Consider the following 14,915-nt stretch of genomic DNA (forward strand, 5'->3'; position numbering starts at 1 on the left):
CAATGAAACCATGGATGTATGTTCTATTTATGATTTGGCTTTTGATAATTCATCCGTAAAATATACTTGACCATTTTTTAAAGCATGAATTCTTGCTAAAGATTCAACTCTATAGCCGTCTTCTTCAAGTTTTATACGGCCATCCTGAAACGATTTTTCAATAACAATCCCAAAGCCTGCTACTTCTGCTTTGGCTTGGTTTACAATGTCAATTAAACCTTTTGCTGCTTGTCCATTTGCTAAGAAGTCATCAATAATTAAGACACGGTCTCCTTCTTTTATAAAATCTTTAGAGACTGTAATATCATTTGTTTCACGTTTCGTAAAAGAGTACACTTGGCTCACATACACATCGTTATTCATGGTTAAAGATTTTTTCTTTCTAGCGAAAATTAATGGTGCTTCTAATGTGTGAGCAGCCATTAAGCTTGGGGCAATCCCTGAAGATTCAATGGTTAATACCTTTGTTACTCCATCGTTTTTATATAGCTCCGCGAATTCGCGACCGATTTCAATCATTAACTGAGTATCAATTTGATGATTCAAAAAATAATCTACTTTCAATACATCACTTGAAAGAACCTTTCCTTTTTCTCTGATTGCTTGTTTTAATAACTCCACACAGCATAACCTCCTTCGTTTATTTCCATTAAAAAAAGCCATTTATTCACAATAATAGTGAATAAATGGCTTTTTTAAGTACAGAAAAAAGAACCAATTTTTATTCACCCATAGTCAAACTATTTACGGTAGTTTGGTAGAAACTCGCAAGCCTTATTCTTGCTATTATATGAGCTTTTAAAATGTTATAACAAACGTTTATAGTCGTAAGTATAGAGGAAAAAGGCGAATATTTAAAGCTTTTTTTTAATAGAATGAAATTAAATAATAAATATGAATATTCCAACATTGTAAATGTTCTATATAGATAAAGGGATAAGACTAGCTCTTTAGGAGGTCAATTATAATGGAGACGGTTTTGATATTTGCAACAGTATTAAGTCCAATCATTTTAGCATTAGTAGAGTTGGTCAAATCAACGGTTAATGTATCAAAAAATTATATTCCACTAATGGCATTCATTATTGGGTTAATAATTGGTGCTTTAGCCTATCCTTTTACAGATTTGGAGTTAGTATTACGTTTGTGGGCAGGAGGAATCGCCGGTTTATCGGCTACTGGTTTGTTTGAACTAGGAAATGAGCGTAGGGGGAAAACGAGAGATAAACGAAACGACCATGATATAAAAAAATGAACGTATTTAATGCAAGAATTTCTCTACTCTTTAAAATAAAGTAAATATAATCTTTACATGACTTTCACAGTAGCTTGAAAATGATCGGTTACACTAAAAAAGAAAACCAGTAATACAGAGGAGTGAACAATATGGAAATCGCTAAAGGTACTTTTGTAGGACTTTTATGGGGCAGTCTGTTAAGCTTTCCGATTTGGTTCATGTTAATCGGTATTTTTATTTGGTTGTTTGGGGTATAAGGAGCAAGGTATTATACCTTTATTAAAAAAATAACGAGTTATTGAAGCTCTCATCATAATAAAAAGCCAGTTTATCTAGAAAACTGGCTTCTTTCTTTATTTAGTAGACGTAGGCAGAACCTACGATTACTAAAAGAATGAATAATACGACGATAAAAGCAAAGCCACCTTGGAATCCGTAACTCATTCTTTTCAGCTCCTTTCTAACTTTTCTTTATACAATATGGTTATATTCCTAATTTGGATTGGGCGATTGTAACAATTACTTGTAAAATCGTGTTTATGAATTTTTAAAATGGGAAAAACCTATATAAGTAGTTATGAAAGCGGATAAAGAATGTAATTGCATTTTTTATATTTGCGCTTCTATTAATTCTTACGTTATGATGAAGCTTGAGCATTATAATGATGCAAGAAACTACTTAATTAAAATGGTAAGAGGTGTTAAATTTGTTAAAGAAATGGTTAGGCTTAGATAAAAATAAAAGTAAAGATGAAACGGTACAATCTGCAACGAAAACTGTAAAAATATATGCACCGATTAGTGGTACTTATATGAATATAGAAGAGGTTCCTGATCCAACATTTTCACAAAAAATGATGGGCGATGGATTTGCAATTAAGCCAGAAGAAGGGCAGGTTCTTTCTCCTATTAATGGTGAAATTGTTCAAGTGTTCCCAACCAAGCATGCTATAGGCTTAAAATCTAACGAGGGTGTAGAAGTTCTCATTCATGTAGGCTTAGAAACTGTCAACATGAAAGGAGAAGGATTTGTCGCTCACGTATCTGAGGGTGATAAAGTGTCTGTCGGGGATGTACTGTTAGATTTTGATCTAGCTTTAATTGGAGAAAAAGCAGAAAGTACAATAACACCTGTTGTGTTAACGAATCAAGATGAACTATCCTCTATTGAAAAACTTGAAGAAACGACTTTAAAAGCTGGAGAAACAGTCATCATACAAGCTGTTAAGTGATTTTGTGGAAATAAGGATAAAAGGTGTTGTTCATGCAACACCTTTTTTTATATAAATCATTCATTCATAAGGTAGGAGGTAGTTTCTATGGTCTTATCCGCTCTTATTATCTTTTTTGCCCAGCTATTATATGTTCCTATACTGACAGTACGTACGATCATGATGGTAAAAGGGATGAAACAAAAGGCTGCTACGATAGGGGTTTTAGAGGGAGCCGTTTATGTTGTTGCATTAGGACTTGTATTTAGCGATCTTTCTAATTACCTCAATATGATTGCGTATGCTTTAGGTTTTGGTATTGGTTTATACATTGGTGCTATGATTGAGGAGAAGCTAGCGATTGGATATGTATCGTTAGAGGTCAATATCATGAATCGTAATGATGAGCTTGTTCATCGTTTAAGAGAAGTAGGATTTAGTGTATCTACTTCGGAGGTTCAAGGGATGAATTCGGTTCGATATTTATTGGATTGTACAGCAAGAAGGGATCGAGAGAAGGAATTCATTAAAATCGTTAGTACATACGAACCTAATGCATTTATTGTATCCTTTGAGCCAAGGAATTTTAAAGGTGGATATATAACAAAAGCGATGAAAAATAGGCGAGAAAAGTTTATTAATAAAAAAAATAGTCAAAATAAAGATAATAAGTAAGAATTTATAAGAACGGTGAAAAAAGAGGCAGAGACAAAAGTTGCTTTTAAAGAAGATCCTATTGCGAAATTTAATATGAATTGTATTGGATAAATACAAAATAACGATAGAACCCTCCTTTTTTTGCAAAAAGGAGGGTTTTTTAACGGGTAAATTCCCTATTAAAAGCGTAGGCTAGCGGACACAAAACACGGAGACTTCAGTGGGAAGAAGTGGCCATGCTGAAATCCACTTTTAAATAGAGTGAGTTCTTTACAGCAAGGGTTAATAAAGTATTAATCCCTGCTGTATTTCTTTATAGTGAGAGATAAAGTGATTGTAATCGCCTAAACCTGCGTCCGTTATGAATCCATCGATATAATCAAAGGGGACATATTCGTGCATATAAACAGAATCCTTGTAATAACGAGAAGGAGCTGTTGGTGCGATAACGTATATGGGAATTTCATTCTCGTAGGCTAGTTTCGCTAAATCATAACTTCCTTCTGGAAATAAAGGTTGAAGGTCATGATCTAAAGCATTAAAACAAAGAAGAACAGCACTTATAATATTGGAGTGTAAGTGGTTTTGCTTAATCCAGCTTGTCGTTAGTTGAAGATTTTTTAGTTTTACTTTAATCAATGTAAGGTTTTCGTCATGCTCGCCTAGAAAATAGGGGTGTAATGAAATACCCTTTTGTTTAGCTTGATGGACAATCGACAAAACGGGGTTAGGAGAACGGTTTGTCGCGTTTATAAAAAGGATGTTTTGTTCATTTTTAAATAATTGGACAGTGTGCAGTCCTAAATTTTCCCACATCAGATCCCAATTCTTCTGTTGTAAGTAAACTTCAGATAAAGCAATCTCTTTGGCCTCTTTTACATTCGTTGCTTTTTGGACGGAAGCAACCAATCGTTTTAAAAATTGATGAAATGATAGAGAATTCATACTAGTGGCTAAATAGAGGCTTTGTTGCTCAAATTCATCTAAAAATAAAGGTAATTGATTGGAATGTTTGGAATGAGCCCATAAAGCTAGACCATAACCAGCAACTAAGCAAATATCCTCATCTCCAGCCACTTTCAAGAAATTGATACTTTGCCAAACCTGCTCAATATTAAAAAGGTTTTCAAAGGATATTTTATTTGGAAGTTGTTGATGATTTAAAATCGTTAGATGATCTTTTTGCCAAACTACTGTTTCTAAACTCATAGCGTTCCTCCAACAAACGAATTAACTCATGTATGAGACATGAATCATAATATTGATTATATGATTACATATGTAGATCATGATATCTATATATTACTTTAACACATTATTCTGATAATAGGTTAAATGAATGATTGAATGTTTAAGCTACATTGAAGACGGGAAAAAATAAAGAGCAAAGGAGTGAGTACAAAATGAACATATTAGTTGTTGGTGCAAATGGTCAAGTAGCTAAAGAAACAATAAAAGAACTAAAAGCTCAAGGACATCAAGTAAAAGCGATGATTAGAAATGAAAAGCAATCAGATTTGTTAAAGAAGCAAGGTGCGGATGAAATCGTGATAGCCGATTTAGAAGAAGATATCACACACGCTTTTGTGGATGTAGATGGAGTAATTTTTGCCGCAGGATCAGGTGGTAAAACAGGAGCTGATAAAACCATTCTAATTGATTTATGGGGAGCAATGAAGGTCATTGACCAAACGGTCGCTCATTCTATAAAACGATTTGTCATGCTAAGCTCTATGGGCACAGTGGACCCTGATAAAAGTGATCAAATTCGTCACTATTTAGTGGCAAAAAAATTAGCCGATGATTACTTAAAACAAACGGATCTAGATTATACGATTGTAAGGCCGGGTTCTTTAACGAATGATAAACCGACTCATCAGATTAAGCTTGAGGAAGAAATAGAAGTAAGAGATAACACCATTACTCGAGCAGATGTCGCTTCGGTTCTTGTTGCGGTTTTAGAAAAAGAAAATACGTATCAAAAAACATTTGAAATATTAAATGGTGATGTTGATATAAATACAGCAATAGAGCAAATATAAAGCATTAAGTGCTGGGTTCGCTTTGACATAAAATAACAGATTAGTAACCATGTAACTATTAAACAGGATCTTCCGTCGATGAAATGAAGGAAGGTCCTGTTACATTTTGACTGAAAAAGTGGCATGGTCAAAATTTACTTATAATCTTAGACTAAGACATAACCTGTTTTTAAATCAACTCATAAAGCGAAACTTGAAATGATGTGTAATGAAAGCAAACATAAATAACGAAAAATGAAACCTCCTTCTTGAAAAAAGGAGGTTTTTTTTTGAATGGGTAGATTCCCTATGGAAGACGTAAGCTAGCGGACACAAGGCACGGAGACTCCAGTGGGAGGAAGTGGCCATGCCGAAATCCACTTTTAAAAAAGTTAGTTCGGCGCCACCCACCGGACTGAAGTGAACCCCAAAAGTTAGACAGCTTATGTTTAAGAAAACTGTTGGGCAAGAGTTCGGTACTGTATRGGACTCTTGCCTTTTAGTTTGGTCTTAATACGTTGGTTATTATAGTAATCCATGTATTCTTTTAGTTCCTGTTTAAAATGATGAATGCTTTCAAAGTCAAGGACTCTTGCCTTTTAGTTTGGTCTTAATACGTTGGTTATTATAGTAATCCATGTATTCTTTTAGTTCCTGTTTAAAATGATGAATGCTTTCAAAGTCAGTAAGATATAGGAATTCCGATTTCATAATCCCAAAGAAGTTTTCAATGACGGCATTATCGTAACAGTTTCCTTTACGTGACATACTCTGTGTRATTCCGCGCTYCTTTAAAGCATGGCCATACGTCTTCATCTGATAGTGCCATCCTTGATCCGAGTGAAGAACGAGCTCATCYTCGTCTTTTAATCGTTCAAAAGCCGTCTTTAACATCTCTGATACAAGAGAAAAAGAAGGTCGRGAACCGATCGTATAGGTGATGATTTCGCCATTATACAAATCAAGAATAGGAGATACGTACCATTTCTCCCCAAGTAGGTTGAATTCTGTGATGTCTGTGACCCATTTTTGATTRGGCTTATCTGCTTTAAAGTGACGGTTTAAGAGATTGGGCGCTTTCTTTCCGACAGTTCCTTTGTACGATTTATATTTCTTTATTCGAACGATAGATTGGAGACCCAGTTCCCTCATGAKACGATAGACTTTTTTATGGTTCACATGAAATCCTTGTTGAACAAGCGCTTCCTTGATACGMCGATAACCATAACGWCCCTTGTGTGCATGATAAATCGCTTTGATTTGATTTTTTAAACCCTTATCAGGGTCAGGTTTATGGATCTTTTGAACAAGATGGTAAAAAGAACTGCGSGCCAATCCAGCYATCTTAACTAATTGATTGACTGAATACTTATGCCTTAGCTCCATGATCACTTCTACTTGGTCCTCTTTTGAGAATTTTCCTTTTTTTGAACTAAGGCATTCAACTTTTTTAGATATTCATTTTCCATCCGCAGGTATTCTAATTCCTTCTCCATACTCTCAAATGAGCCGTTAGAGGTTTTGTTTTTTTTATGAGATGTCATCGTGAATAGCCCCTTCTCCTTTGGTTTAAGGGCAGCCGCACCGCCTCGTTCCCACTTGATTTTCCACCTTCGCACCGTAGAACATTGAGGAATGTGGAACAAAGCAGACGCCTCTCGAATGGAGTACCCTTTTTCCTCTATAAACTGTATGACTTTTAGTTTAAAGGCAACCGAATACTTTGTATAGAGGAATGTGGAACAAAGCAGACGCCTCTCGAATGGAGTACCCTTTTTCCTCTATAAACTGTATGACTTTTAGTTTAAAGGCAACCGAATACTTTGTATAGGGAAAAACGAAGGCCTGATCTCCATGATACTCGACTAACTTCACCCAATAACGAAGAGCAGAGTAGTCTATTCCTATTTGTTTAGCTAACTGACGGTAGCTCATCGTACTCGTTAAATAACGTTTAACCGCTTCATGTTTTTCTACACTTGTAAACTTTTTTCTCACAATCAAACACCCCTATTGTTTAGATGACTGTCCAACAATAGGGGTGCAGTTCAAATAACGTTTAACCGCTTCATGTTTTTCTACACTTGTAAACTTTTTTCTCACAATCAAACACCCCTATTGTTTAGATGACTGTCCAACAATAGGGGTGCAGTTCAGTCCGTGGGGTGACGCCGAACTAACTTTTTTTAAAAGTGGATTTCGGCATGGTCACTTCATCCCACTGGAGTCTCCGTGCCTTGTGTCCGCTAGTTTCATCTTCCATAAAGAATCTACCCTTTCAACAGAACCCGCCTTCTCATTAAGGAGACGGGTTCATTGTTCCATGACTCATCATACTAAGTTTCTCTACATGAGATAATTTACAAAACGGTTATTTCCCAGCAGCTTTAATTAAATGTAAGATTGTGCTCCATGTTTTTATGTATTAACTGCCAATCTAATGACCGAAAATTAATCGGTCATTTTAAGCTCCTTGGCAGAGTGAGAAACAATTCCTGCAATAATCACTAACACTAATACGATACTCATAGCATTGATTAAGCCAATATGTTCACCAATAATACCGAGAATTGGTGGTCCAACTAAAAATGCTAAATAACCTGCAACTGAAACAAAGCCTACTCTAGCGACTGCTCCTCTAGGATCATCGCTTGCAGCTGATAAGCTTACAGGAAAACCTAATGATGCACCTAGCCCCCATAAAGCAACTCCGATAGAGGCGAAAACTAAGTTCGTTGATAAAATGACCAATGTTAATCCTATAATGGCAAGGCCGGCCAATATTCTCAAAACGATGACTCGGCCATATTTATCTAAGAAATAACCTCCACTTATTCTTCCTAAAAACATAGCTGATAGAAAAATGGCATAAATAGCTGTTCCAATTGTTGGTTCTACTAGAAAACCATCTACAATAGCAAGCGGTAGCCAATCATTTGCTGAGCCTTCAGCAAATGCCATTCCAAGTACAATTAAACAAATCAATAAGGTTCTTTTTTCCTTCCATAAATTCACTTTTAATGGGGTTTTTATTTTTTCATTCGTGATAATAAATTTACCTGTTCCTTCAGGAATAAAACGATAAGCGCTCCATACAATCGTAAGAATGATTACAATTATAAACGATAAATGAATATATATTGGTAATTGAATGAATATAGCTAAAGCTCCTAAACCTGCTCCAACTAATGTACCTGCACTAAATGATGCATGCAGGGCTGGTAAAATAGTCTTTTTAGCTATTTTTTCTAACTTAGCACCCTCTACATTTGTAGCTACCTCTACTAATCCGTAACCAACCCCAAATAGAACTAGTCCTAAAAAAACAATTGTACTAGTTGCTATTAAAATCCCAATGGATATAATGGATAACCCAATAGATAAAAAAATAATACTCGATATAATAACAAACCTACCTCCGGTTTTGAGAATAAATCTATTTGCACTTAAAAGGCCGAATATGGAGCCGAAAGCTAATCCAAAAATAATCCATCCCATCATTGCTGTTGAAATATCAAGTATTTCTCTTATTTCTGGAGTTCTTGAAACCCAAGAAGCAAAGGTCATTCCAGGCAAGAGGAACACGGCAAAAAGTGCATTTCTTCTTAAGATTAATTCTTTTTTACTAATTATAGTATGATTGCTCAAATTATACCCTCCTACATTACTTGTGCATTTTGTAATTATAATGTTGTTTTGTTATTATAAATAGTATTATTATAGCTATTTTTTGTACTATATTATGAAGTAGGAGAGTTTAGTATTAATGAAGATATCTAAAATCACTAAAATTATTAAAGATCATAATAATCGAGAGATGCTTTTTCATGGGTCGATCTCCTTTCCAATTGCCTTATACTATGATGATATTAAAAAATATGATTTAGAAATGATAGATTATCATTGGCATAATGAACTAGAAATCGTAGTAATGGTTGAGGGAGAAGCTGAAATTACAGTCGGGTCTAACAGTATCATCTTAAAAGTCGGGGAAGCACTATTAATCAATTCAAAAGTATTGCATAGTATGAAATCCTACAATAATACGAACGCTGTCTTTTATACGATTGTTTTTCATACTGATTTACTAGGTGGAAGGGATTCTGCGGTTTTTATTAAATATTTAGAACCATTTATTAATAATAAGAGTTTAAAAAGCCTTCCATTTGATTCAAAACAAGATACGCAACTGTTTAACTTTATCAATCAGATATTACATGGTTTTGCTAACAGCAATGAGTTAACGATTACAAAATTAATGTTTTGTTTATGGGAATGTATCTATTTCAAATACAACGAGACACATATGATTAAAAATAACGAAGAAAGTAAACTGGATAAAAGAATGAAGTTACTTCTAAACTATGTACATGAGAACTACCCAAATAAATTTTCATTAGAGGATCTGGCAAAAGGAGCCTATATGAGTGTAAGCGAATGCTGTAAACTATTTAACAGTTATATAGCAATGACACCTTATCAATATTTGACTTATTATCGATTAAATAAAGCAGCCGAGTATTTGAAATCAAATAACTATTCAATAGGAGAAATCACTTCATTAGTTGGCTTTTCTAGTAATAGTTACTTCTCAAAAAAATTTAAAGTTCAATTTGGATATACCCCAATGGAAGTAAAGAAAATGAAATCATAATTGAGACATTATAATTCGTATATTTATGAGATGTATTGATTAAAGAAAAAGACCTTGAAAGGTTGATGAAACAATCTTTTCAAGGTTTTTAAGTGTTCGAATAGAACCTTAGATAAAAGGTGTGAAGAGGTGCAAATACAAAAGGTTACAAACCGAAATGAGTTTGCTTGCAAGTAAAAAATCTCTACAGTTTATTGGTAGATATTTTTAGTTCTTGAGTTGTTTTATCGAGGTATACATCTAAATATGTATGGTCTTCAAATTTAATGACTACCGCTTCCTTTGTAGCAGTAAAGTCAGATACGGTTTTCCCTTTTAGTCTTTCAGGAGTGACTGTACACTCTTCGTTTGCCATTACTTTTACCTCCCCTCAAATAATTATTTATATAATATCTAATTTATAGTGGGTGATTCACATCTTAATGAATTCTTTATAAATCAAAGGATGGTTAGAGGTGAGAATTACAAAGAGGAGTTTCATAAATAGGTAAAATAAAAATAGTTTTAAAAGCCTCCAGACATTCATTGATTTTCAGAATACATGTATTTGGAAAGAATAAAATCTAATCATTTTGAATGATTATTCGAGGTGTAACTGTATAAATCGGTTTAATATTTATATATAATGGTCGTGCGGAACTTATTGTATTAGTGGGCTATTATCTGGTATAACAGAGGTTGTGAATGTTTGTACTTACTTTAAAGTAGAAGGAAAATTGAAGTAATAATGTTATATTAAATATAAAGATAAAGTATTGAATTTTATATGGGGAGAAAGTTTTATGGGGAAAATAAAGGCTTGGGCAAAAAATTTAAAACAACAAATTTTTGTCCTTTACTTAGCGAATAAAGATGAAAGGGTACCTTGGTATGCTAAATTATTTACAGCTTGTGTCGTAGCGTATGCCTTTAGTCCAATTGATTTGATACCTGACTTTATACCAATCATTGGTTATTTGGATGATATTATTATCGTACCAATAGGAATAATGTTTGCAATAAAGATGATACCTAATGAAGTAATACTAGAATGCGAAGTTAAAGCAGAAGAAATGATGAAAAATGGCAAGCCAAAAAACTGGATAGTAGGTTCACTCATCATTATGTTATGGAGCATCATTATGTTATGGGTTATTCTAAAGGTTTACCAGTTATTCAATTAATTGACCAGATTGTGGAGTAGCTATTCTGTTCATTTTAGAGGATATTAGTGAAAAGAAAAAGCCTTGAAACGTTGATTGAACAACATTTTCAAGGCTTTTATGTTTCTTAAAATCAATCCAATTTTATTAACGTGAGTAGAACTCAACGATAAGAGCTTCAGTAATTTCTGCAGGAAGTTCTGAGCGCTCAGGGTAACGAGTGTAAGAACCTTCAAGCTTATCAGCATCGAAAGAAACATAAGCAGGAACAAAGTTGTTCACTTCTAAAGCTTCTTTAACAACATCTAAGTTGCGTGATTTTTCACGTACAGAAATAGTTTGGCCTGGTTTTACACGATATGAAGGAATGTCAACGCGACCTCCATCAACGGTAATGTGACCGTGGTTTACTAATTGACGAGCAGCACGACGAGTACGTGCAAGACCTAAACGGTAAACAAGGTTATCTAAACGAGATTCTAAAAGAATCATGAAGTTTTCACCATGAATTCCAGTCATTTTACCAGCATCATTAAAAATGCGACGGAATTGACGCTCATTCACACCGTACATGTGACGTAGTTTTTGTTTTTCTTGAAGCTGAACACCATATTCTGATAGCTTCTTACGTTGGTTTGGACCGTGTTGCCCTGGAGCATACGGACGTTTTGATAATTCTTTACCAGTGCCGCTTAAAGAGATTCCTAAACGACGAGATAGTTTCCAAGATGGACCTGTATATCGAGCCATAATTTGACTCCTCCTTGTTATTTTGATGTTGCAAAATAACAACAGAAAGTTTTTTACTTATAAATGATTTTGTCTTCATGTACCTTCGCTTCGACAGCATGAAGTTACGTGATACACCTCAATAGAGAGGAACAAAATCAACCTTATAAACAAACACTTAAGCTGTCATATTTCACACAAATTCCATTGTATCTGTTTTTTTGGATGAAGTCAATCTCTAATGGAAGTATGAAAGTTTATTAAATGATTATTTAGTAGAAAAAAGCCAATGAAATGGTAGTATATTTTTAGTAAATGCTTTATAATAGTGAAAAAAGACCTACTACTTTTATTTGAATATAGGTAATAAGACGAGAAAGGTTACTTTAAACCTTATTTATACCTAATGGGATTCTTTTAATAAAAATGAATGGGTGGTGAGATTTTTTGAATGGAATGATACATGCACATGAAGGAGTCACAAGTAGTGAATATCAAACTTTTGTAAAGGTGGTTAACCAGCTTCTTTTACATATACCACTTACTCCATCGATGGCAATCTTACTAATTCAAGATTCAACACTTAAAATTTCATATGACCGTGGTATAAGTCCTGAAATAAAACTCACTATACAAAATAAATGCATCGACTTAGAAAAAAAGAAGGATTCCATCTCTTTAGATGGGACATTTGAATATATGGTAAAAGAGATTTTATATGAGGGGGAGCTTTCAACCTTATGTATTGTCTTTCCAGAGCAGCTTTGGAATACTTTTGAAAAACAAACCGTATTAAAATCTCTTACTGATGAAGTACTTATTACCTCACAACATGAATCTTTTTTAGAAGAAGCAACTACAAAAATTTTAAAGCAAACCAATTATCGGATAGATTGGACGTCTTTAGCAGATGGTTTAGTAGACGTTGTTAAAAATACCTATTATCAAACCGTTAGTGTAACGATCCTTGAAAAAGTAGGAACAGATCTCATGATTACAGCTACTACAAATGAGGTTTTTCAGAACACAGATTTTGTGCCTATTACTACTATTAAACAAAAGAATTCGCGTGTTTTTTATACGATTATAAAAAATGTTGGCTCATTTCAGCATTTTTTAGCAATAGCGTTAAAAAAAGATTCAGCTTTTTACGGTTATCTTTTATTTGGGAGCAGTCCTTCTTTTACTAGAGACCAATCCTTTTTGAGAAAAATTGAAAAACATTCGAATGACATGATTGAACTATTTATTCAAGGTTACGAACTCGAAAAGGCTCAATATCATTCACGAAATCAAGACCTTCTTTTACAGGTAACCAAAAAGCTGCATTCCTCTATGAATATTGGAGAGGTCCTTAATGACATAATTGAAGTAATTAAAGATGTTTTTCCTGGTTTTTCAGTAAAGGTTATGCTTTCTCATGAATGGCAAGGCGATGAAAGTATGAATATTTATTTACTCAACTACCGTGATAATGAAGAGAACAAAACCGTTGAAAAAGTTTATTTAACAGGGACAATCGAAATTGATGTAAATGAAAAACATAATAAAAAATCCGTATATGTGCCTTTAAGAGGTAGACAGGGAATTTATGGAGTATTAGAAATCTCGTCTCTGCAGCAGCAATTCTTTACTAAAAGTGAGCTTTCTTTTATAGAGCTATTAGCAGATATAGGTGGAAATGCATTCGAAAATACAGAGCTTTATCAGCAATCACAAAGGTTAATACACGATTTGCAATTGATAAATGAAATGTCTCAGGAAATAAACTCAAACTTAAAGATGTCAGATACGGTTCATTTTATTATTTCTCAAATTGTTGATTCATTTCATGCTGAAGAAGTCGGTATTTTGATGATGAATGACAATCAGGCTACACTTATTAAAGGAAGTACAACCTATTTCGAAAAACAAGGAATTAATGAATATATCGATCGATTAATTAAGAAAGTGATAGAAGAGCAGGAAGCGGTATATCTTGGGGACAGTCGAAAAGAGAGAGGCTTTGAAAGCTTTGATTACCAATCTATATTAGCTATCCCTATGAAAAGGATGAAGGAGTTAAAGGGTATTTTTATTGTCATGCATAAGAAGCCTTTTCATTTTAGCTTTGATAATTTTAAATTGTTACGCTCCTTAATTCATCACTGTACCTTAGCCTTTTCTAATTCTATCATGCATGAAGAATTAGAGCGCTTAGTCATTACCGATCATTTGACAGGTCTATATACAAGGAGTTATTTAGATGGTCAGATCGAACAATCTTTAGCTAATGATATGAAAGGTACTTTTCTTTTATTAGATATTGATAATTTTAAAAATATTAATGACACCTTTGGACATCAGGTTGGAGATGATATTTTAAAGCAGGTTGCGCAATTAATGAAGGATAAAACAAGAGCTCATGATATTGTGGCTAGATGGGGTGGAGAGGAATTAGCCATCTATTTACCTAGAATTGATAAAGAGGCAGGTCATCTTATTGCACAAAGGATTGTTGAGTCTGTTGCTTTGCACACAGAGCCGAAAGTGACGGTTTCCTGTGGTGTCGCGCACTGGGAAGCGAGGAATATCGATCAAATAGGAGTCAAAACACTTGTTGACCAAGCAGACAAAGCATTATATGTCGCAAAAAATGGTGGGAAAAATCAAGTTATTTCCTAGTCAAAGGCTCATTACGAATTTTATGGTTAAATAGTGAAAACGATGGAGGTTATTGCCTCCATCGTTTTTTATTTATGAGGCGCTATCTAAATGCTTCTCTAATATTTTTACGAAATTTTCTAATAGACTTGCTTCCTCAGCATGGAAACGATTTGTAATAGGACTATCGATATCGAGTACACCGATTAACTCACCGTTTTTACGAATAGGGATGACGATTTCTGAGCGGGAAGCCGCATCACAAGCAATATGTCCAGGGAATTGATGGACATCCTCTACCACTAACGTTTGATTTTTCTCTATAGCTGTGCCACAAACACCTCTCCCAAATGGGATTCTCACACATGCAGGCAGTCCTTGAAATGGTCCAAGTACTAACTGTTCCTTTTTGATTAAATAGAAACCTACCCAATTTATATCCTTCAAAAATTGATTCAATAACGCACTTGCATTCGCAAGGTGTGAGATTAAATCCTCTTCCCCTGTTAAAAGAGCATCTAATTGTTTATGAAGGAGCCGATATTGCTCCTCTAAAGTTCCAGAATACTGAGATTGTTCAAACATACTATCCTTCTCCTATCTCTTTAAGCAAAATAAAGC

Annotated in this window: 15 protein-coding genes, 1 pseudogene and 1 riboswitch; of the genes and pseudogenes, 7 read left to right on the forward strand and 9 right to left on the reverse strand. The window is 34.2% G+C overall.

The annotated features are described in order from the left end of the window. Window positions 1-27 precede the first annotated feature (27 nt). Window positions 28-621, reverse strand: a complete 594-nt coding sequence (locus AZF04_RS09230) for a xanthine phosphoribosyltransferase (protein WP_061948462.1) — start codon at window positions 619-621, stop codon at window positions 28-30. Between the two features lie 91 nt (window positions 622-712). Further along, window positions 713-814: riboswitch (purine riboswitch) on the reverse strand. Window positions 815-967: 153 nt separating this feature from the next. Here AZF04_RS09230 and AZF04_RS09235 point away from each other — a divergent pair. Further along, window positions 968-1,255, forward strand: coding sequence for a holin (locus AZF04_RS09235; protein WP_061948463.1), 288 nt, complete (start codon window positions 968-970; stop codon window positions 1,253-1,255). A gap of 339 nt (window positions 1,256-1,594) precedes the next feature. Here the strand turns inward: AZF04_RS09235 and AZF04_RS20665 are convergent, their stop codons facing one another. Further along, a complete protein-coding gene (locus AZF04_RS20665; RefSeq protein WP_081766753.1) occupies window positions 1,595-1,681 on the reverse strand; it encodes a YjcZ family sporulation protein in 87 nt (28 codons plus the stop codon). 263 nt (window positions 1,682-1,944) lie between these two features. On the opposite strand from AZF04_RS20665, the gene AZF04_RS09240 reads away from it, so the two are divergent. Then, complete coding sequence (locus tag AZF04_RS09240; protein WP_061948464.1) at window positions 1,945-2,469, forward strand: PTS sugar transporter subunit IIA; 525 nt, start codon at window positions 1,945-1,947, stop codon at window positions 2,467-2,469. A gap of 87 nt (window positions 2,470-2,556) precedes the next feature. Then, window positions 2,557-3,123: a DUF2179 domain-containing protein gene (locus AZF04_RS09245; RefSeq protein ID WP_045488353.1), complete on the forward strand. Its 567-nt coding sequence runs from the start codon at window positions 2,557-2,559 to the stop codon at window positions 3,121-3,123. Window positions 3,124-3,387: 264 nt separating this feature from the next. On the opposite strand, the gene AZF04_RS09250 is transcribed toward AZF04_RS09245, so the two are convergent. Then, complete coding sequence (locus tag AZF04_RS09250) at window positions 3,388-4,314, reverse strand: translation initiation factor eIF-2B alpha/beta/delta subunit family protein (protein ID WP_061948465.1); 927 nt, start codon at window positions 4,312-4,314, stop codon at window positions 3,388-3,390. 194 nt (window positions 4,315-4,508) lie between these two features. Here AZF04_RS09250 and AZF04_RS09255 point away from each other — a divergent pair, with 194 nt between their 5' ends. After that, window positions 4,509-5,147, forward strand: a complete 639-nt coding sequence (locus AZF04_RS09255; RefSeq protein WP_061948466.1) for an SDR family oxidoreductase — start codon at window positions 4,509-4,511, stop codon at window positions 5,145-5,147. Window positions 5,148-5,575: 428 nt separating this feature from the next. Here the strand turns inward: AZF04_RS09255 and AZF04_RS22040 are convergent, their stop codons facing one another. From AZF04_RS22040 to AZF04_RS09270, 3 genes and pseudogenes are all read right to left on the reverse strand, one after another. Continuing rightward, window positions 5,576-5,698, reverse strand: coding sequence for an IS3 family transposase (locus tag AZF04_RS22040; protein WP_153017245.1), 123 nt, complete (start codon window positions 5,696-5,698; stop codon window positions 5,576-5,578). A gap of 10 nt (window positions 5,699-5,708) precedes the next feature. Next, window positions 5,709-7,061, reverse strand: a pseudogene (locus AZF04_RS20675) (IS3 family transposase). A gap of 516 nt (window positions 7,062-7,577) precedes the next feature. Then, window positions 7,578-8,774 (reverse strand): MFS transporter, encoded by a 1,197-nt coding sequence (locus AZF04_RS09270; RefSeq protein ID WP_268753415.1) that lies wholly within the window; start codon window positions 8,772-8,774, stop codon window positions 7,578-7,580. A 118-nt stretch (window positions 8,775-8,892) separates the two neighbouring features. Here AZF04_RS09270 and AZF04_RS09275 point away from each other — a divergent pair, with 118 nt between their 5' ends. Further along, on the forward strand, window positions 8,893-9,780 hold the full coding sequence (locus AZF04_RS09275) for an AraC family transcriptional regulator (protein WP_061948467.1): 888 nt from the start codon (window positions 8,893-8,895) through the stop codon (window positions 9,778-9,780). Window positions 9,781-9,964: 184 nt separating this feature from the next. On the opposite strand, the gene AZF04_RS21405 is transcribed toward AZF04_RS09275, so the two are convergent. Then, window positions 9,965-10,135, reverse strand: a complete 171-nt coding sequence (locus tag AZF04_RS21405; RefSeq protein WP_169802529.1) for a hypothetical protein — start codon at window positions 10,133-10,135, stop codon at window positions 9,965-9,967. Between the two features lie 427 nt (window positions 10,136-10,562). Here AZF04_RS21405 and AZF04_RS09280 point away from each other — a divergent pair, with 427 nt between their 5' ends. Further along, window positions 10,563-10,943 (forward strand): YkvA family protein, encoded by a 381-nt coding sequence (locus tag AZF04_RS09280; protein ID WP_061948468.1) that lies wholly within the window; start codon window positions 10,563-10,565, stop codon window positions 10,941-10,943. 126 nt (window positions 10,944-11,069) lie between these two features. Here AZF04_RS09280 and rpsD read toward each other — a convergent pair whose 3' ends face one another. Further along, the gene (gene rpsD, locus AZF04_RS09285; protein WP_061948469.1) at window positions 11,070-11,672 is read right to left on the reverse strand and encodes a 30S ribosomal protein S4; all 603 of its coding nucleotides are present in this window, start codon (window positions 11,670-11,672) and stop codon (window positions 11,070-11,072) included. A 435-nt stretch (window positions 11,673-12,107) separates the two neighbouring features. On the opposite strand from rpsD, the gene AZF04_RS20680 reads away from it, so the two are divergent. Beyond that, the gene (locus tag AZF04_RS20680; RefSeq protein ID WP_235599968.1) at window positions 12,108-14,315 is read left to right on the forward strand and encodes a sensor domain-containing diguanylate cyclase; all 2,208 of its coding nucleotides are present in this window, start codon (window positions 12,108-12,110) and stop codon (window positions 14,313-14,315) included. A 72-nt stretch (window positions 14,316-14,387) separates the two neighbouring features. Here AZF04_RS20680 and AZF04_RS09295 read toward each other — a convergent pair whose 3' ends face one another. After that, window positions 14,388-14,879: a GAF domain-containing protein gene (locus AZF04_RS09295; RefSeq protein WP_061948471.1), complete on the reverse strand. Its 492-nt coding sequence runs from the start codon at window positions 14,877-14,879 to the stop codon at window positions 14,388-14,390. Window positions 14,880-14,915: the final 36 nt, after the last annotated feature.

Source organism: Alkalihalobacillus trypoxylicola (assembly GCF_001590785.1).
Lineage (GTDB): Bacteria > Bacillota > Bacilli > Bacillales > Bacillaceae_D > Alkalihalobacillus > Alkalihalobacillus trypoxylicola.

Coding starts and splice junctions, on each gene's coding strand:
- AZF04_RS09235 (WP_061948463.1), top strand. CDS start 968: ATGGAGACGGTTTTGATATTTGCAACAGTATTAAGTCCAATCATTTTA.
- AZF04_RS20665 (WP_081766753.1), bottom strand. CDS start 1,681: ATGAGTTACGGATTCCAAGGTGGCTTTGCTTTTATCGTCGTATTATTC.
- AZF04_RS09245 (WP_045488353.1), top strand. CDS start 2,557: ATGGTCTTATCCGCTCTTATTATCTTTTTTGCCCAGCTATTATATGTT.
- AZF04_RS09250 (WP_061948465.1), bottom strand. CDS start 4,314: ATGAGTTTAGAAACAGTAGTTTGGCAAAAAGATCATCTAACGATTTTA.
- AZF04_RS09255 (WP_061948466.1), top strand. CDS start 4,509: ATGAACATATTAGTTGTTGGTGCAAATGGTCAAGTAGCTAAAGAAACA.
- AZF04_RS09275 (WP_061948467.1), top strand. CDS start 8,893: ATGAAGATATCTAAAATCACTAAAATTATTAAAGATCATAATAATCGA.
- AZF04_RS21405 (WP_169802529.1), bottom strand. CDS start 10,135: ATGGCAAACGAAGAGTGTACAGTCACTCCTGAAAGACTAAAAGGGAAA.
- AZF04_RS09280 (WP_061948468.1), top strand. CDS start 10,563: ATGGGGAAAATAAAGGCTTGGGCAAAAAATTTAAAACAACAAATTTTT.
- rpsD (WP_061948469.1), bottom strand. CDS start 11,672: ATGGCTCGATATACAGGTCCATCTTGGAAACTATCTCGTCGTTTAGGA.
- AZF04_RS20680 (WP_235599968.1), top strand. CDS start 12,108: ATGATACATGCACATGAAGGAGTCACAAGTAGTGAATATCAAACTTTT.
- AZF04_RS09295 (WP_061948471.1), bottom strand. CDS start 14,879: ATGTTTGAACAATCTCAGTATTCTGGAACTTTAGAGGAGCAATATCGG.